This is a genomic window from Streptomyces sp. NBC_00820, assembly GCF_036347055.1.
Lineage (GTDB): Bacteria > Actinomycetota > Actinomycetes > Streptomycetales > Streptomycetaceae > Streptomyces.
Genome location: NZ_CP108882.1, coordinates 5738574 through 5756388, shown reverse-complemented (window position 1 = coordinate 5756388; position 17815 = coordinate 5738574). Strand labels below are relative to the sequence as shown.

At 72.6% G+C, this 17815-nt stretch carries 14 protein-coding genes and 1 pseudogene; 4 read left to right on the top strand and 11 right to left on the bottom strand.

Going from position 1 to position 17815, the window contains the following annotated elements:
* Positions 1-67 precede the first annotated feature (67 nt).
* Entirely contained in the window at positions 68-463 is a 396-nt protein-coding gene (locus OIB37_RS26110; protein WP_330460036.1) for a winged helix-turn-helix transcriptional regulator, read from the top strand.
* Here OIB37_RS26110 and mutM read toward each other — a convergent pair.
* The 8 genes and pseudogenes from mutM to recG form a co-directional block, all read right to left on the bottom strand.
* Entirely contained in the window at positions 436-1296 is an 861-nt protein-coding gene (mutM, locus tag OIB37_RS26105) for a bifunctional DNA-formamidopyrimidine glycosylase/DNA-(apurinic or apyrimidinic site) lyase (RefSeq protein ID WP_330460035.1), read from the bottom strand. The two genes, OIB37_RS26110 and mutM, sit on opposite strands and share 28 nt — an antisense overlap.
* A gap of 108 nt (positions 1297-1404) precedes the next feature.
* Positions 1405-2235, bottom strand: coding sequence for a ribonuclease III (gene rnc / locus OIB37_RS26100; RefSeq protein WP_443058204.1), 831 nt, complete (start codon positions 2233-2235; stop codon positions 1405-1407).
* Between the two features lie 8 nt (positions 2236-2243).
* Positions 2244-2417: a 50S ribosomal protein L32 gene (gene rpmF, locus OIB37_RS26095; RefSeq protein WP_015657589.1), complete on the bottom strand. Its 174-nt coding sequence runs from the start codon at positions 2415-2417 to the stop codon at positions 2244-2246.
* Between the two features lie 2 nt (positions 2418-2419).
* Positions 2420-3073 (bottom strand): YceD family protein, encoded by a 654-nt coding sequence (locus OIB37_RS26090; protein ID WP_330461974.1) that lies wholly within the window; start codon positions 3071-3073, stop codon positions 2420-2422.
* Positions 3074-3228: 155 nt separating this feature from the next.
* Entirely contained in the window at positions 3229-4419 is a 1191-nt protein-coding gene (locus OIB37_RS26085) for a cell division initiation protein (protein ID WP_330460033.1), read from the bottom strand.
* A 119-nt stretch (positions 4420-4538) separates the two neighbouring features.
* Positions 4539-5018: a pantetheine-phosphate adenylyltransferase gene (gene coaD, locus OIB37_RS26080; protein ID WP_330460032.1), complete on the bottom strand. Its 480-nt coding sequence runs from the start codon at positions 5016-5018 to the stop codon at positions 4539-4541.
* Between the two features lie 26 nt (positions 5019-5044).
* A pseudogene (gene rsmD / locus OIB37_RS26075) lies at positions 5045-5644 on the bottom strand (16S rRNA (guanine(966)-N(2))-methyltransferase RsmD); the annotation flags it as partial.
* Positions 5645-5814: 170 nt separating this feature from the next.
* Complete coding sequence (gene recG, locus OIB37_RS26070) at positions 5815-8052, bottom strand: ATP-dependent DNA helicase RecG (RefSeq protein ID WP_330460031.1); 2238 nt, start codon at positions 8050-8052, stop codon at positions 5815-5817.
* A gap of 316 nt (positions 8053-8368) precedes the next feature.
* On the opposite strand from recG, the gene OIB37_RS26065 reads away from it, so the two are divergent.
* Together OIB37_RS26065 and OIB37_RS26060 are read left to right on the top strand one after the other, a co-directional pair.
* Positions 8369-10216: an HSP90 family protein gene (locus OIB37_RS26065; protein ID WP_330460030.1), complete on the top strand. Its 1848-nt coding sequence runs from the start codon at positions 8369-8371 to the stop codon at positions 10214-10216.
* The gene (locus OIB37_RS26060; protein ID WP_330460029.1) at positions 10213-13245 is read left to right on the top strand and encodes a tetratricopeptide repeat protein; all 3033 of its coding nucleotides are present in this window, start codon (positions 10213-10215) and stop codon (positions 13243-13245) included. Before OIB37_RS26065 ends, OIB37_RS26060 begins: the two co-directional genes overlap by 4 nt.
* 82 nt (positions 13246-13327) lie before the next feature.
* Here OIB37_RS26060 and OIB37_RS26055 read toward each other — a convergent pair whose 3' ends face one another.
* A complete protein-coding gene (locus OIB37_RS26055) occupies positions 13328-15136 on the bottom strand; it encodes a DAK2 domain-containing protein (RefSeq protein ID WP_330460028.1) in 1809 nt (602 codons plus the stop codon).
* Between the two features lie 258 nt (positions 15137-15394).
* Between OIB37_RS26055 and rpmB the strand changes: the two genes are divergently transcribed.
* On the top strand, positions 15395-15580 hold the full coding sequence (gene rpmB, locus OIB37_RS26050; protein WP_004924906.1) for a 50S ribosomal protein L28: 186 nt from the start codon (positions 15395-15397) through the stop codon (positions 15578-15580).
* Positions 15581-15929: 349 nt separating this feature from the next.
* Here rpmB and thiD read toward each other — a convergent pair whose 3' ends face one another.
* Together thiD and OIB37_RS26040 are read right to left on the bottom strand one after the other, a co-directional pair.
* Complete coding sequence (thiD, locus tag OIB37_RS26045; RefSeq protein ID WP_330460027.1) at positions 15930-16736, bottom strand: bifunctional hydroxymethylpyrimidine kinase/phosphomethylpyrimidine kinase; 807 nt, start codon at positions 16734-16736, stop codon at positions 15930-15932.
* Positions 16733-17698 (bottom strand): thiamine-phosphate kinase, encoded by a 966-nt coding sequence (locus OIB37_RS26040; RefSeq protein ID WP_330460026.1) that lies wholly within the window; start codon positions 17696-17698, stop codon positions 16733-16735. The genes thiD and OIB37_RS26040 overlap by 4 nt, the downstream gene beginning before the upstream one ends.
* Positions 17699-17815 lie beyond the last annotated feature (117 nt).

The following is a 17815-nucleotide window of genomic DNA, read 5'->3' as shown; positions in this document are numbered from 1 at the left end:
CAGGAAAGCACTAACTTTTAGTTAGCGCAACCTGCCGGTTGGCGCTGCGCTCACGTACGCTTGCTCCATGAGCGGCCTCACCCAGGACCAGGACGATCTCGCCTACGACGTGTTCGCCAAGGCCTGCCCCTCGCGCGGCACCCTGGAGCACGTCACGGGACGCTGGGGCGGACTGACGCTCGGCGCGCTGCACGAGGGCCCGCTCCGCTTCAACGAGCTGCGCCGCCGCGTCGACGGGGTGAGCGAGAAGATGCTGTCGCAGACCCTGCACGCACTGGAGCGCGACGGCCTGGTGCACCGCGAGGCCCAGCCGGTCAACCCGCCCCGCGTCGACTACGAACTGACCCCCCTGGGCCACGCGGTCGCCGAGCGGCTGCTGGCGCTGATCCACTGTGTGGAGGGCTCGATGGACGACGTCCTCGCCGCCCGCGCGCGTTACGACGAGACGCGCGGCGCCCTCTGACACTTCGGGCAGAAGTAGCTGGACCGGTTCATCCAGGGACGTCGGCGCATGGGCGTGCCGCACCGCTTGCAGGGCAGGCCCTCACGGCCGTACGCGTCCAGGGACCGGTCGAAGTAGCCCGACTCGCCGTTGACGTTCACGTACAGGCTGTCGAAGCTGGTGCCGCCGACGGAGAGGGCCGCGTTCATCACGTCGCGGACGTGACCGAGCAATTCCGCCGTGACCGGGCGGGTGAAGCCCGCCGTCGGACGTTCGTAGTGGACGCGGGCACGCCACAGCGCCTCGTCGGCGTAGATGTTGCCGACCCCGCTGATCAGCGACTGGTCGAGCAGGGCCCGCTTGATGGTGGTCCGCTTGCGCCGCAGGGCCTGGTGGAAGGCCTCGTCGTCGAAGAGCGGGTCGAGGGGGTCGCGGGCGATGTGCGCGATGACGTCGGGCAGACCCTCGGGGGTGTTGTCGTGCAGCGACAGGCCGCCGAAGGTGCGCTGGTCGACGAAGCGCAGTTCGGTGTCGACGGCGTCGGCGAAGCGGACGCGGACGCGCAGGTGCTTCTCGTCCGGGGCCGCGTGCGGCTGGACCAGCAGCTGGCCGCTCATGCCGAGGTGGGCGAGGACGGACTGGTCCGTGTCCTCCAGGGGAAGCCACAGGTACTTGCCGCGCCGGCTGGGTATGCCGATGCGGTGGCCCTTCAGGCGGTGCGCGAAGTCGTCGGCGCCCGCGGTGTGCCGGCGCACCGCGCGCGGGTGCAGCACCTCGGCGTCGGCGACGGTGCGATGGGCGACCCACCGCTCCAGACCGCGCCGGACGACCTCGACCTCGGGCAACTCGGGCATCGGGACCCCCGTCAGGACCGTGGACCGTACGGACCGGTGGATGAATGAACCGAGCGCCCGGCCCGCCGGTGACGACGGGGACGGGCGCTCGGCTGCTGCTCTTTTACGTCAGGCGGTGGCGGCGGACGACTGATCGTCCTGTTCCACGGCCTCCTGGGCCGTGTTCGCCGCCTTGGCTCGCTCGTCCGCGGCGGCCCGGATGGACCCCCAGGCGGACTCGGCGGCCTGCTGCTCCGCCTCCTTCTTGCTGCGGCCGGTGCCGGTGCCGTACGAGACGCCTCCGACGCGGGCAGCAGCAGTGAAGGTCTTCTCGTGGTCGGGGCCGGTCTCCGTGACCAGGTACTCGGGCACGCCGAGTCCCTCCATCGCGGTGAGCTCCTGGAGACTGGTCTTCCAGTCCAGGCCGGCTCCGAGGTTCGAGGACCTGTCGATCAGCGGGTCGAAGAGCCGGTGAACCAGCTCGGACGCCGCGTCGAGGCCCTGATCGAGATAGACCGCGCCGATCACCGCTTCAAGGGTGTCGGCAAGGATGGATGCCTTGTCCCGGCCGCCCGTTCCCTCTTCACCACGGCCGAGCCGGATGAAGGAGCCCAGGTCGAGGCCACGTCCGACCTCCGCCAGCGCGCGCGAGTTGACCACCGCGGCCCGAAGCTTGGCCAACTGGCCTTCGGGCAGATCGGGGTGGGTGCGGTACAGCGTGTCCGTGACGACGAGACCGAGCACGGAGTCCCCGAGGAACTCCAGCCGCTCGTTCGTCGGCAGGCCGCCGTTCTCGTACGCGTAGGAACGGTGGGTCAGCGCGCGCACCAGAAGGGCGGTCTCGACGTGATAGCCGAGCCGCCCTTCCAGAAGCGTGTGGGACGAGGCCTGATTGTCTGCCGGTCCACCCCCGCTCGCGCGGGGAGCGTTCTTCTTGGCAGTGGACACAGTGCCTCTCACCAGCCCGCTCAGACCTCGAGGACCTGGCGCTTGTTGTAGGTGCCACAAGACGGGCACGCAATGTGCTGCTGCTTGGGCTCGTGGCAGCGCTCGCACGCAACCAGGGGGGTGACCGCAGCCTTCCACTGCGACCGGCGGTGGCGCGTGTTGCTGCGCGACATCTTCCGCTTCGGAACAGCCACGGCTACTTCTCCTGCTTCTCGTCGGCGCGTGCTGAAGGAAGCGCGCCGCCGCTCATCTCGTCCTTCTCGCCGTCTTCGAGTGAACCGGCGAGTCCCTGCAATGCCGCCCAACGGATGTCGACGGCGTCGTGGTGGTGCTCCGGGTCGTCCGCGAGTCGTGCTCCGCATTCGGAGCACAGACCCGGACAGTCGTCCTGGCACACCGGCTGCATCGGCAGTGCGAGCACTACCGCGTCACGCAGCACGGGTTCGAGGTCGATCAGACCGTCCTCGATGTAGAGCCTGTCCTCGTCGTCCTCGGCGTCGTCGCCCGGTTCCGCGATCACGCGGCCACGGTCGTCGGCGTCAGGGTACGAGAACATCTCCTGGAAGTCCGCTTCGAGCTCGTGCTCGAACGGCTCCAGACACCTTACGCACTCCGCCTCTGCCAGTGCACGGGCGGTGCCTGTGACAAGCACCCCTTCCATGACCGACTCGAGTCGGAGGTCGAGCTCCACCGGGGCGCCTTCCGGCACTCCGATGACGCCCTGGATACCGAGGTCCCGGGGGGCGTCGATCTCACGGGTCTGGCGCTGCAGCGCACCCGGACGCCGACCCAGCTCGTGCGTATCGATCACGAGGGGGTTGCGGTGGTCGAGGCGTGCGTTGGAAGCCATTCCTGCTTTCGATCTTCGAACTCGAAGGAACGCCGCCCGACGGTGTTCCAGGCAGCGCCGGTCACGGGCATACACGTGACCGAACAGCCAGGATACTTGACCTTTCGCTCAGGGCCCAATCCGGACCCTTCGCCTCCGGCCCGCGGACCTCGCGCCTACATCCCGCGCCCTTGTTCGTACGCCCGCAGCTGCTCCGCACTGATCATGCTCGTGTCGAAGAGACTGGTCTCGTCGAGAGCGTATCCCTCCTGGGACTGGTGCCGGTGCGGCTGGTTCGGGTCGTAGGCGGCCTGCTGAGCGTCGTAGCCCTGGTAGCCGGGGGCGCCGCCCGCCTGGGCGTAGCCGGAGGCGGCGGAGTAGGGGTCGGCCTGCTGGTAGCCGTAAGGGTCCTGCTGGGCGTAGCCGCCCTGCTGCGGGAAGGTGGGGGCACCTCCCGCCGGAGCGTAGCCGGAGGTGGGGGAGTAGGGGTCCGGCTGCGGCTCGTACGCCTCCGGCTGCTGGTAGCCGTAGGCGGGCTGGGGTTCGTACGACGGTTCCGGCCGAGGCTCGTACGACGGCTCCGGCTGCGGCTCGTACGACGGCTTCGGCCGTGCGGCCTGCTGGCCCGGGCGCTCGGCCGGGGCGTCGTCGGAGAGGGCCGCGAGGTCGGCGAGGTAGTCGGCGTCGCTGGAGTGCTGGAAGGTCGTGGTGTCGTCGGCGAGGGCGCCGAGGTCGTCCGTGGCGATCCGGCCGTGCAGCTTCTGCCGGCCGCGGCCGACGGCCTCCAGGGTCGCGGCGAGGACCGCCTCGAAGGCGCCGAGCTTGACGTCGACGTACGAGTCGGCGTTGTGCCGCAGGGTCTCCGGGTCCTGGCTGCGCTCGGGGGCGTCCTCGTCCTCGTAGCCGTTCTCGTCGAGGCCGGATCCGGTGCCGAGGAGCTTCTCGCGGCCGCGGCCGACCGAGCCGAGGGTCTTGGTGAGGACGACCTCGAAGTTGGCGAGCTTGGAGTCGACGTAGTCGTCCGCCTCGGCGCGGACCTCCTCGGCCTCCGCGCGGGCCTCGGCGAGGATCCGGTCCGCTTCGCCCTGGGAACGACGGGCGATCTCGGTGTCGGAGATCAGCGAGCCGCGCTGGGCGTGGGCGTCGCCGATGATCCGGTCGGCCTCCACGCGGGCCTGCTCGACCATCTGCTCGCGGTCGCCGATGAGTTCCTGGGCCTGGGCGAGGGAGCTGGGCAGCGCCTGGCGCACCTCTTCGAGCAGCGCGAGCAGCTCGGCACGGTTGACCACGCACGAGGCCGACATGGGCATGGACCGGGCGCTGGAGACCGCGGAGACGATCTCGTCGAGCTTCATCTGGACGTCCACCGGCGCTCGCCACTCTCTACAGCTGTGTTGAAGACGGACGGCACGACTGTACGGCCATGGCCCCGCCGCCCGACACCGGGTGACGCGCAGTCACCTTCCCGCGGACTTCCCGTCCGGGCTCAGTTCGCCTTCAGGCGCTCGGTGAGGGCACCCAGGACCTGCGGCGGCACCAGGTGGGAGACGTCGCCGCCCCAGGTCGCGACCTCCTTGACCAAGGAGGAGGACAGGAAGCTGTAGGCCGGGTTGGTGGGCACGAACAGCGTCTCGACGCCGGTGAGCCCGTTGTTCATCTGGGCCATCTGCAGCTCGTAGTCGAAGTCGCTGACGGCGCGCAGGCCCTTGACGATGGCGGGGATGTCGCGCTGCTTGCAGAAGTCGACGAGCAGGCCGTGGAAGGCCTCGACCCGCACGTTGGCGTAGTCGGCGGTGACCTCGCGGATCAGCTCTATCCGCTCCTCGACCTCGAACAGGCCCTTCTTGGACTTGTTGATCATCACCGCGACGTACACCTCGTCGTACAGACGGGAGGCGCGGGCGATGATGTCGAGATGTCCGTTGGTGATCGGGTCGAACGACCCGGGACAGACTGCGCGGCGCACTTGAGATCCCTCGCTCTCCGGTCCGGTCATCGTGCGTCTTCGCACGTAGAGGCGGCGCGACCGTACCAAAACGTTCCCTCGCCGTAGCGACGGGACCTCAGGGCCTCGAAGCCGTCCGGCCAGCGGAATTCGCCGCCTCTGGTGCTGCGCTCCACGGTGACGAGGGCTTCCTCGGCGAGCCAGCCTTCTGTGCGGAGTGTGAGCAGGATCTCCCGAAGATCGTCGTCCGTGACGGCGTACGGGGGGTCCAGGAAGACCAGGTCGTAGGGCTCGGCGGGGGGCGCGGTCCGGACGACCTGTTCCGCTTTGCCCGTTCTGACCTCGGCGCCGGGCAGGCCCAGGTTCTTCACGTTCTCGCGGACGGTCTTCGCCGCGCGGGCGTCCGCTTCGACGAGGAGGGTGTGGCTCGCGCCCCGGGAGAGGGCCTCCAGGCCCACGGCTCCGGAGCCGGCGTAGAGGTCCAGGACCCGTTCGCCGCCCAGGGGGCCGCCGAGGAGGGACTGCCAGGTGGAGAAGAGGCCCTCGCGCGCGCGATCCGATGTCGGCCGGGTTCCTGTGCCGGGCGGTACTGCGAGGCGCCGTCCGCCGGCTCGGCCTGCGATCACGCGGGTCATCTCTGGGTCCTTCTTCGATGGGCGGCTGTTGTCTGGTCATTTTTGCAGCCTGCGGAAAGGGGTGCCGGATCGCCGTCGGCGGGTGCGGGTCCGTCCGGGCCGGGCACGCGGTCTCCCGTCCCCCTGGGCGGGTCCGCCTCACCGCTCCTCCAGGCCGGGTCCCCCGCGCCCCTCTCGCCTCTTCACCCCTTTTCCAGGTACTGCTCCCTCTCCTCGTCCAGGAGGGCGTCCAGGGCCGTGCGCAGGCCCGGGAGCCCGGCGAGGTCGGGGTCGGCCGCCACGACCGCCGAGGCCTCCTCCCTCGCCTCCGCGATGATCTCCTCGTCCTCGATGACCTCCAGGACGCGCAGGCTGGTGCGGGCGCCGGACTGGGCCTGGCCGAGGACGTCGCCCTCGCGGCGCTGTTCGAGGTCGATGCGGGAGAGCTCGAAGCCGTCGAGGGTGGAGGCGACGGCGTTCAGGCGCTGGCGGGCGGGGCTGGCCTCGGGCATCTCGCTGACCAGGAGGCAGAGGCCGGGGGCCGAGCCGCGGCCCACGCGGCCGCGCAGCTGGTGGAGCTGGGAGACGCCGAAGCGGTCCGCGTCCATGATCACCATGGCGGTGGCGTTGGGGACGTTGACGCCGACCTCGATCACGGTGGTGGCGACCAGGACGTCCGTCTCGCCGGCCGTGAAGCGGCGCATGACGGCGTCCTTGTCGTCGGGGTGCATACGGCCGTGCAGGACTTCGACCCTGAGGCCCCGCAGGGGCCCCTTGGCCAGGTGGTCGGCCACGTCGAGGACGGCGAGCGGGGGGCGTTTCTCCGCTTCGTCCTCGGGGGACTTCTTCGCCTTCTTGGCGTCGGCGGCCTCCTCGTCGTCGCCGATGCGGGGGCAGACGACGTAGGCCTGGTGGCCGTTCTCCACCTCCTCGCGGACCCGCTCCCAGGCGCGGGCCAGGAAGTGGGGCTTGTCGGCGGCGGGGACCACGTGGGTGGCGATCGGGGAGCGGCCGGCCGGGAGCTGGTCGAGGACCGAGGTCTCCAGGTCGCCGAAGACCGTCATCGCGACCGTGCGCGGGATGGGGGTGGCGGTCATGACGAGCAGGTGCGGGGGCTGTTTGCCCTTGCCGCGCAGGGCGTCGCGCTGTTCGACGCCGAAGCGGTGCTGTTCGTCGACGACGACCAGACCGAGGTCGTGGAACTGGACCTTGTCCTCGATCAGGGCGTGGGTGCCGATGACGATGCCGGCCTCGCCGGTGGCGATGTCCAGCATGGCCTTGCGGCGGGCGGCCGCGCCCATGGAGCCGGTGAGCAGCACCACCTTGGTGGCGTGCTCGGAGCCGCCCAGCATGCCGCCCTCGGCCAGCTCGCCCATCATCTCGGTGATCGAGCGGTGGTGCTGCTGGGCGAGCACTTCGGTGGGCGCGAGCATCGCGGCCTGCCCGCCGGCGTCGACCGTGGCGAGCATCGCGCGCAGGGCGACCATCGTCTTCCCGGAACCAACCTCGCCCTGGAGCAGGCGGTGCATGGGGTGTTCGGTGGCGAGGTCGTCGAAGATCTCCTTGGAGACCTTCTGCTGGCCGTCGGTGAGGGTGAAGGGCAGGCGGTCGTCGAAGGCCGTGAGGAGGCCGTCGGGCTTCGGCCTGCGGGCGACGGCCGGGAGCTGGGAGTCGGCGTAGCGGCGGCGGGCCAGGGCGACCTGGAGGACGAAGGCCTCGTCCCACTTCAGGCGGGCGCGGGCGTCGGCGATGTCGGCCTTGGTGTGCGGACGGTGGATCTTGAGCAGGGCCTCGGGGAGGGTGACCAGGCCCCGGCCCTCGCGCAGGGCGGGCGGCAGGGGGTCGAGCGCCTCCTGGGCGCTGGGCAGCACCGTCTGGACGGCCTTGCCGATCTTCCAGGACTCCAGCTTGGCGGTGGCGGGGTAGATCGGGATGAGGGAGCCGGCCCAGCTCTCGACGGTCTCGGCGGCCTCGTCGCCCTCGCCGGTGTCGTCGCGCAGCAGCTCGTAGGCGGGGTGGGCGAGTTGGAGGCGGCGGTTGAAGACGGAGACCTTGCCCGAGAACATCGCGCGCGTGCCCGGCAGCAGCTCCTTGTGCGGTTTGTGCACACCGTTGCCGAAGAAGACCAGCTGGAGCCGGCCGCTGCCGTCCGTGATGGTGACCTCCAGGCGCTGGCCCTTGCCGCGCGGGGCCTTGGCGGAGGCGAAGGAGTGCAGACGGGCGTCGGCGACCTGGGCGACCACCGTGACGTGCTCGTCCATGGGGAGGTCGGCGAGGTGGGTGAGCTGGCCCCGCTCCTCGTATCTGCGCGGGTAGTGGTGCAGGAGGTCGCCGACGGTGTCCAGGCCGAGGTGCTCGGCCATCACCTTCGCGGTGGCGGGGCCGAGCACTGACTTCAGCGGCTGTTTCAGGGGTTCTCGCAGTGCGGGCACGAGATCCATTGCACACCACGGCACCGACAATGGCGCACACGCTCCCCCGCGGACGGGTCCTGTCGTGCCGTACCCGTGTCGGTGGCGGGTCCCGAGCCGGGTCCTGAGCCGACTCCCCTGCCGGGTCCTGGGAGGCGTCCCGCGAGAGGTCCCGTGGCAGGTCCCGTGCGAGGCGCGCGCCTCCCGTACCTGTCTGGGAAACTCCTGGTCGGGTGCGCTGTTCCGGGCCTAGGATGGCGCGCTCCGGCCATCCCCGCGGTCACCGCCCCATCCGGACCGCCCGACCCCGCGCCGAACGCTGCTTCCCCCCACCGGCGCTGCGACGATGGACTCCCAGACCTCACAGTCATCCCAGTCATCCCAGGCCCCCCAGACACCTCATACGTTCCAGGTCGACCTGCGCGGTCTGGTGGACCTGCTCTCCCATCATCTGTACTCCAGTCCCAAGGTCTACCTGCGCGAGCTGCTGCAGAACGCCGTGGACGCCATCACCGCCCGGCGGTCCCTGGAGCCCGGTGCCCCGGCGCGGGTGCGGCTGTACGCGGCGTCCGACGGGGGCGCCGCGCTGCGGGTGGAGGACAGCGGCGTCGGGCTTACCGAGCAGGACGTGCACAGCCTGCTGGCGACCATCGGCCGCAGCTCCAAGCGGGCGGAGGGCCTCCAGGAGGCCCGGTCCGACTTCCTGGGCCAGTTCGGCATCGGGCTGCTGGCCTGTTTCGTGGTCGCCGAGCGCATCCGGGTGGTCAGCCGCAGCGCCCGTGAGCCCGGGGCGCCGCCGGTGGAGTGGACGGCGAGCGACGACGGCTCCTACACCGTCCGCACGCTCCCGGACTCGGCCCGCACCGAGCCGGGCACCACCGTGCACCTGGTGGCGCGGCCGGGCGCGGCGCAGTGGCTGGCGCCCGAGCGGGTGCGCGCCCTGGCGCGGGACTTCGGCTCGCTGCTGCCGTACGACGTCCAGGTGGACGGTGAGGCGGTCACGGACCTCCCGGCGCCCTGGGACCGCCCGTATCCCTCTCCCGCCGCGCGCAGGGTGGCGCTGGCCGGGCACTGCCGCGAGCTGTTCGGTTTCACGCCGCTGGACTCGATCGGCCTGGACGTGCCGCTCGCCGGGATCCGCGGGGTGGCGTACGTGCTGCCGGCGGCGGTCAGCCCGGCACAGCGGGCCACGCACCGGGTGCATCTGAAGGGCATGCTGCTCACCGAGCGGGCCGAACAGCTGCTGCCCGACTGGGCGTTCTTCGTGCGCTGCGTGCTGGACACCGACAGCCTGCGGCCCACGGCCTCGCGCGAGTCGCTGTACGAGGACGAGACCCTCGCCGCCGTGCGGGAGGCCCTCGGCGAGCGGATCCGGTCCTGGCTGACCGGGCTCGCGGCGGGTGATCCGGAGCGGCTGGCCGCGTTCCTCGCCGTGCACCACCTGGGCGTGAAGTCCCTGGCCCGGCACGACGGCGAGATGCTGCGCACGATGCTGCCGTGGCTGCCGTTCGAGACCACCGACGGGCAGCTGTCCCTGGAGGAGTTCGCGCAGCGGCACCCGGTGGTGCACTTCACGCGGACGGTCGAGGAGTACCGGCAGGTCGCGCCGATCGCCTCCGCGCAGGGCGTCGGGGTGGTCAACGGCGGTTACACGTACGACAGCGAGCTGGTCGAAGCGCTGCCGTCGGTGCGGCCGGGGACGGTGGTCGCCGAGCTGGACGCGGACACCGTGACCGCGCACCTGGACGCGGTCGACCCGGCCGAGGAGCTGGCGCTGTCCGGCTTCCTGGCGGCCGCGCGCGCGAAGCTGGACCCGCTGGGCTGTGACGTCGTACTGCGCGCGTTCCATCCGCTGTCCGTGCCCGCGCTGCACCTGGACGACCGGGCGGCCCGGCACGAGCAGGCGCGGGCGGAGGCCGAGGAGCGGGCCGACGACCTGTGGGCGGGCATCCTGGGCTCGCTGCGCGGCAGCGCCCCGCGCGCGCGTCTGGTGCTCAACCATCTCAACCCGCTGATCCGCAGGATCAGTTCGCTGCGGGACGCCGAACTGATCGGCACCGCGACCGAGTCGCTGTACGGGCAAGCGCTGCTGATGGCGCAGCGGCCGCTCCGGCCGGCCGACTCGGCGCTGCTGAACCGGGCGTTCATCGGCCTCCTGGAATGGGCCACACACGGGGAGGACGGTCACCGATGACCGGGATCACGGACTTCGACGCGCTGCGCCGGGCCATGGCGGAGAACTCCGAGCGGCCCGAGGGACCGGCCCGCAACGCGCGCGCGGAGGAGCTGCTGACCGCGGCCGAGGGGCTGGAGATCCCGCTCGCCGTGATCGAGGCGCTCGGGCATCAGCTGAAGGTCTACAACTACAGCTCCGAGAAGGACCGCCTGTTCGTGCCCTTCGCGCGGCTGTTGCGCATGTGGGACGAACGGCCCGCCGACTTCGACGAGTACGAGGCGCACTCCCTGCACTGGGCCTTCAAGTGGGTCTCGGCGGGCATGCTGGACCAGCCGCACATCCCGCTCGCCTCGATCGAGAAGTGGCTCGCCGAGATGGAGCACCGCTACCGGATCGCCGGGTATTCCGAACGGGCCGTGCGGAGCGCCGAGTTCGGGGTGGCCCAGCACGTCGGGGACCGGGCGCGGGCGGAGCGGGCGTACGCCGCGTGGCTGGCCGCGGACCGGGACCAGATGGCCGACTGCCACGCCTGCGAGCTGCACGGGCAGGGCGGCTGGCAGGCCGAGCTCGGCCGGGACGCCAAGGCGCTGGAGCTGTGGCGGCCGGTGCTGGAGGGCGAGTACAGCTGCGCGCACGAGCCGCACACCGTCCTCGCCTCCTCGCTGGCGCCCCTGCTGCGCCTGGAGCGCCGGGACGAGGCCCGCGCCCACCACCTGCGCGGCTTCCGTCTGGTGCGGCCCATGGAGAGCATGCGGGGCGCCTACACGGACCACGTGGAGTTCTGCGCCCTGACCGGCAACGAGGCGCGCGGCCTGGAGCTGCTCGCCGAGCGGCCCGCGTACTTCACGGACGCCGGGCAGCCGCGCAGTCTGATGGACTTCCTGGCCGCGGTGACCCTGCTGATGGACCGCCTGACCGGGCTGGGCCTGGGCGGACAGCGGGTGCCGGGGCCCGCGGGACGGACCTGGACCGCGGGCGAACTCGCGGCCCACGCGCGCGAGCGGACCCTGGAGCTGGCCGGGCGGTTCGACGACCGCAACGGCACGTCGTCCGTCGGCGACCGCGTCCGCGCGCGGATGGCCCAGCGCCCACTGGTGGACCGGCTGCCGCTGGGCGTACGGACGGTACGGCCGGTACAGTCGGTTCCGGCCCCGGCTCAGGTGAACCCGCCCGCTCCGGCGCCCGAGGCCCCGTCGGCGGAGTCCGGGCTGCCCGCCCTGCTCGCCGAGGCTCGCCGCCTCGCGGACACCCTGAGCCCGCACGCCCTGGAGGCCTGGGCGGCGGTCGCCCGGGCCGCCGAGGGCACCGATCTCGACCCTCGCGACCGCGCGGCGATCGCCGACCACGAGGCGATGTCCCTCGGCCCCGAGGGCATCCCCCTCTTCGACCGGGCCGCCGCGCTGTACGCGGAGGCGGGCGACCCCGGTGAGGCACTGGCGGCCCGCGCGCGCGGCGCGTACATACGCGCCCTCGCCGGTGACGTGGACGCCGCCCGCGCGGCGGTCGACGGCCTCTACGACGAGACGCTGGCCCTGTACGCCGCGGACGCCACCGGAGTCCGCCAGACGGCATCGGTCCTGATGAGCCGCGCCCGCGTACTGATGCGACGCGTCCAGGACAGCCCCCCGGAGTCGGAGGCGACCCGCCCCGGCGACTCGGGGACGGGCACGGACGCGCACGCCGGGGGCCCGGAGGCACTCGATGAGCTGGTCGAGGCCGAGCGGGCGGTCCGTGAGGTGCTGGCGCTCGTGGACGGTGTGGCCGGTGTGGCCGGTGTGGCCGGTGTGGCCGGTGACGACGTGCGGCTGGCGGCCCGGGGAGCCGAGGCGCGGGCGATGCTGGGCGAGCTGGCGGAGCGGTCCGGGGACGTACCGCGGGCGGGACGGCTGTTCCGGGAGGCCGCGGCCCGGTACGTGGCCGCCGGGCTGCCGTGGTTCGCGCTGGAGTACGAGGTGCGGATCGCCGCGCTGTCCCACCTCACCGATCCGGCCGAGGCCGAACGGGCGCTGCGGGCTGCGCTGGAGCACGGCGGACCGTACGTGGAGCCGGCCGGGCGGGCCCAGCTGCACCTGCAGCTCGCCGAGGTGACCGGCGCCCGGGGCGCGGCCGGGGAAGCGGCGGAGCACGCGCTGGAGGCGGCGCACTGGGCCGACGAGGCGGGCGAGAGCGCCACGCTGGGCGCCTGGGCGCGACACCAGCTGGGCGGGTTCCTGCTGCGCCAGGGGCGGTGCGCGGAGGCCGCCGAGGTGCTGGAGTCGGCGCTGCCCGACCTGTCCGCCGAGACGCACGGCGACGGGATGGTCGTACAGGCGCGGTGGTGGCTCGGGGACTGCCTGAGCGAGCTGGGCGAGCACCGGGCGGCCGCCGAGCACCGGCTCCGGGCCGCCGAGGTCGCCCGGCACTGGCCCGAGCAGCAGGACCACGCCACGCTGGCCCACCTCGCCGCCGAGTCCCTGGGCAACGCCGGCCTGCTGGAGGAGGCGGACCAGGCGTACGCGCGGGCGAGCGAGCTGTGGCGGGAGCTGGGCAACCCGCACTTCCTCGTCCGCTCGGTGCGGGCCCGCGCCTGGCTGGGCTTGCGCGGGGACGCCGGAGCGGAGGGCGCGCGGAAGCTGATGGCGGACGCGACAAGCGCGTGCGAGCGCGCGCTGGAGGACACCGCCGACCCGGTGACCCGGGAGCAGCTGACCGCCGAACTCGGCAACACACACCGCCAGTTCGGCGATCTGCTGGCCCACTCCGTCGTCGACGAGACCGAAGACGGGGCGATCCGGGCGGCGTTCGAGGCGGCGCTGGTCCAGATGGACCGCGCGGCGGAGCTGTTCGGCGAACTGGGCGCGGACGGCCTGCACGGCCGTACCGGCGCGGATCTCGCCGCGGGCCGGCTGGCGGCGGACCTCGGCCGTACCGCCGAGGCGGCGGCACGCGCGCGTGGTGTGCTCGCCGCCTACGACGCCCACGAGGGCCCGGAGGCCGACGACGAGACCGCCCAGGCGCGCCGGGCGGAGGCCGCCCGGCTGCTCGGCCTGCCCGAGCCGGAGCGGTGAGACCGCGGTGGTGAGACCGCGCTGGTGAGAGGAGAGCCGCCGGTCCGGCACCTTACGGATCCGGCCGGTACGGCGGCTCCGCTCACTCCACGCCGATGAGGAGCAGCGCTCCCTGCCGTCCACCCCGGTACACCACGGTGTCCACGGCCAGGTAGGTCTCGCGGACCCGGGTTTCGAGGTGGGTGGCGACGGTCTCGGGGGTCTCGTCGCCGGTGACGAGGGTGACCAGCTCGCCGCCCGCCCGGAGCATGCGGTCCAGGACGGTCTCGGCGGTGCTGATGACATCCGGGCCGATGACGGCCACGTCGCCGTCGATGAGGCCGAGGACGTCACCGGCCTGGCAGATGCCGGCCGACGTCCAGGCCTGGCGTTCGGCGACGACGACCTCGGCGTACCGGGTGGCGCCCGCCGCGGAGGTCATCTGGACGACGTCCTCGTCGAAGCGCCGCTCCGGCTCGTGCACGGCGAGCGCGGCGATGCCCTGGACCGCCGAGCGGGTCGGGATCAGGGCGACCCGGATGCCCTCGGCGCGGGCCTGCTCGGCGGCCGCCGCGGCCGTGAGGCGCAGTTCGGCGTCGTTGGGCAGCAGGACGACCTCGCGCGCGTGGGCCCGCCGCAGGGCCTGCACCAGTTCGCCGCCGGCGGGCGGCTCCCCGGGGCGGGCCAGGATCGTGGTCGCGCCGGCCTCCGTGTACAGCCCGGCCAGGCCCTCGCCGGGTACGACGGCGACGACGGCCCGCTGGACGCGCTCGCGCGGCGGCCGCTCACCGCCGGTGTGCACGTCGCCGGGACCGAAGTGCGTGATCCGGATCCGGTACGGACGCCCCGCCTCGATCCCCGCCTCTACGGCGGCACCGGCGTCGTCGACGTGCACGTGGACGTTCCAGAGCCCGTCGCCGCCGACCACGACGAGGGAGTCGCCGAGGGCGTCGAGCCGTTCCCGCAGCCGCGCCACGGCCTCGTCACCGGCTTCGAGGAGATAGATCACCTCGAAGGCCGGGCCGCTCGCCCCGGTGCCGTCGGCGCAGAGGTCCGCCGGTCCGGAAACGTCGCCCACGCGCGCGTGGGCGGCCAGGGAAGCGGCGGCGGATGCCGTGGAGGCGGCGGCGGAGTCCTCCGGCGGCCGCGCGGCCGTCGCTCCCGGCGCCTCCTCCGCGACCGCTTCCCCCGTGACCGCCTCCACCAGTGCCCCCAGCACCGCCACGAGTCCCCGCCCGCCCGCGTCCACGACTCCGGCCCGCCTGAGCGCCGGCAACTGGCCCGGCGTCGCCGCCAGGGCGGTCCAGGCGCCCTCGTAGGCGGCCCTCGCGACCGTCCCGCAGTCGCCCTCGGTCCGCTCGGCGGCGTCCGCCGCGGCGGAGGCGACCGTCAGGACCGTGCCCTCGACCGGGTGGGCCACGGCCTCACGGGCAGAGTCGGCGGCATGCCGCAGGGCCAGACCCAGACCCGCACCGTCGACGTGAGGCGCGTCACCCGCACGCCGGGTGCCCACGGTGTCCTCGCTGTCTTCGGCGTCCTCGGTGTCCTCTGCGCGCCCTGTTCCCGCGGCGCCCTCCGCGGCCAGCACCTGCGCCATCCCCCGCAGCAGCTGCGCGAGGATCGTCCCGGAGTTGCCCCGGGCCCCGATGAGCGCTCCGTGGGCCATCGCGTGCACGGCGTCCGCGAGCGAGGGGCGGCCCGTGCCCGTCTCGTACCCGGCGAACACCGCCTCCACTGCGGTCGCCGCCGACTCCAGGGTCAGGTAGAGGTTGGTCCCGGTGTCCCCGTCGGCGACGGGGTAGACGTTGATCGCGTCGATCTCCTCGCGCGCCCGCCCCAGCGCCCCGAGTGCCAGAACGCACCAGGTGCGCACCGCGAGAGCATCGAGGAATGTCTGCGGCACCTGCGCCACCTGCGCCTCCCTGAGTGGCTGGACGTGGACGCAGCGTAGACCGAGCGGCGGCGTCCTCCGGAAGAGGGCCGGGAGCAGAAGCCTGCGCCGACATGGTAGTTTCGTTGTACGGAAGCAGCCGTTGTATGCTGCTCCGGTTGCCCGATCTCGGTCGGGCCATTCCCCCTGGCAACGCCACTAAAGGTCATAGATCTTCGGATCTCGGTCCCGGCATGCCGGGATCAACCGTAAGTGCATCTGAAGTCTTTGGAGTGACCCGTGGCTGCCAACTGCGACGTCTGCGGCAAGGGGCCGGGCTTCGGCAACAACATCTCGCACTCGCACCGCCGTACGCCGCGCCGCTGGAACCCGAACATCCAGCGTGTGCGTACCGTGGTCGGCGGGACGCCGAAGCGCGTGAACGCCTGCACCTCGTGCATCAAGGCCGGCAAGGTCTCGCGCTGACGTACAGCGCGGCCACTGCTGGTTCGCCGCACTGAGCCGGTCCACCTCACGGTGGGCCGGCTTTTTGCCGTACCCGCACACGGCCGGTACCGACGCACACCACCGTGCCCGTGCACACCACCGCGCCCGTACACACGGCCGTGCCCACGCATACGGCCGTGCCCACGCATACGGCCGCGCCCGCCAGTTGGCGACCGGCCGCACCTGGGCCACGCGCGTGCGTGCGCGCGTCCGGCCATACGTAGGCGCGGCAGACCGGTCGTCCGGTCCACCGCGCCCAAAAAGCCACACACCCGAGGGCTCACGCCCCTGCGGGCTCACACACTCACAGGCTCACGTCCCCGCGGGCTCACGTCCCCGCGGGATCCCCGCCCGGCCTGAACCGCCACCCGTGATCCACCGGCCCGATCCCCGCTCCCAGCGGGAACCCGGCGGCGATCGCCCCGGTGACGTACTCCTTGGCCTCCCTGACCGCCTCCGGCACGGAACGCCCCTTCGCCAGACCCGAGGCGATCGCCGAGGCGAGCGTGCAGCCCGTGCCGTGGGTGTGCCGGTTGTCGTGCCGGGGTGCCCTCAGCCAGTGCTCCTCGGAACCGTCGGTGAGCAGGTCCACGGCCTCGCCGGGGAGATGACCGCCCTTGATCAGCACCCAGCGCGGCCCATAGGCCAGCACGGCAGCCGCGGCCCGCGGCAGATCACGCTCCGATTCGACCCGGACACCTGTGAGTTGGACCACTTCGTCCAGGTTCGGGGTGGCCACGGTCGCCACCGGCAGCAGCCGGTCACGGACCGAGTCCAGCGCGGAGGCCGCGAGCAGCGGGTCCCCGTGCTTGGAGACGCCCACCGGGTCCACCACGGTCGGCACGTCCGTGCCGGAGATCAATTCGGCGACCGCCTCGACCAGTTCGGCCGAGGCCAGCATGCCGGTCTTCACGGCCTGCACGCCGATGTCGTCCACGACGCTGCGGTACTGCGCCCGCACCGCCTCCACGGGCAGTTCCCAGGCGCCCTGTACGCCCACGGAGTTCTGCGCGGTCACGGCGGTGATCACGCTCATCCCGTGCACGCCGAGCGCGAGCATCGTCTTCAGGTCGGCCTGGATGCCGGCGCCTCCGCCGGAGTCCGAGCCGGCCACGGTCAGTACACGGGGTATCACGACTCTATGTCTCCGAAGTGGTCCCAGCCGCCCTTGCTGGTCCAGGGTGCCCCGTCGACGGTCACCTGAGGCAGCGCCGAGGGGTTGAGCACCTCGCCGATGACCTTCCAGCGGGCGGGGAGTTTGGTGTCCGGCGGGAAGGTGGCCACGATCGCGTGGTCCTCTCCCCCGGTCAGCACCCACTGCATCGGGTCGACACCGACGGCCTGCCCGATGTCGTTCATCTGCGTGGGGATGTCGATCGCGCCGGACCGGATGTCGATGCGCACCTTGCTGGCCTCGGCGATGTGCCCGAGGTCGGCGATCAGCCCGTCGCTCACGTCGCACATCGCGGTCGCGCCGAGCCCCGCGGCCGCCGGGCCCGCGTGGTACGGCGGTTCGGGGCGCCGGTGGGCCTCCACGAAGGCGCGCGGCGAGCGGAAACCGCGGGAGAGCACCGCGTAGCCCGCCGCGGACCAGCCCAGCCAGCCGGTGACGGCCACGAGGTCGCCCGGCTGGGCTCCGCCGCGGGTCACCGGTTCCTGGCCCCGCAGATCACCGAGCGCGGTGATCGACACCATGATCGTGTCGCCGCGTACGACGTCCCCGCCGACCACACTGGCACCGGCGACCTGGCACTCGTCGCGCAGGCCGTCCATCAGCTCGGTGGGCCAGGTGACCGCCAGTTCGGCCGGGACGACCAGGCCGAGCAGCAGCGCGGTCGGTACGGCGCCCATGGCCGCGATGTCCGCGAGGTTCTGCGCCGCCGCCTTGCGCCCGACGTCGTACGCCGTGGACCAGTCGCGGCGGAAGTGCCGTCCCTCCAGCAGGATGTCGGTGCTGGCCACCACCCGGCGGTCGGGGGCGGCGACCACCGCGGCGTCGTCACCCGGGCCGACCCGGACCGCCGGGGTGGTGGTGAGACGTGAGGTCAGCTCCCTGATGAGCCCGAACTCACCCAGCTCACCCACTGTGCCCTTCATTGCCTCAAGCCCCTTCTGTGCCGGTGCGTGCCCGGTCGCCTCTGTACCGGTGCGAGCCCGGTCGCGCCTCTTCAGTGTCCCCGATACGGTCGAGGTGACCGTCAACTTCTTTCGTGC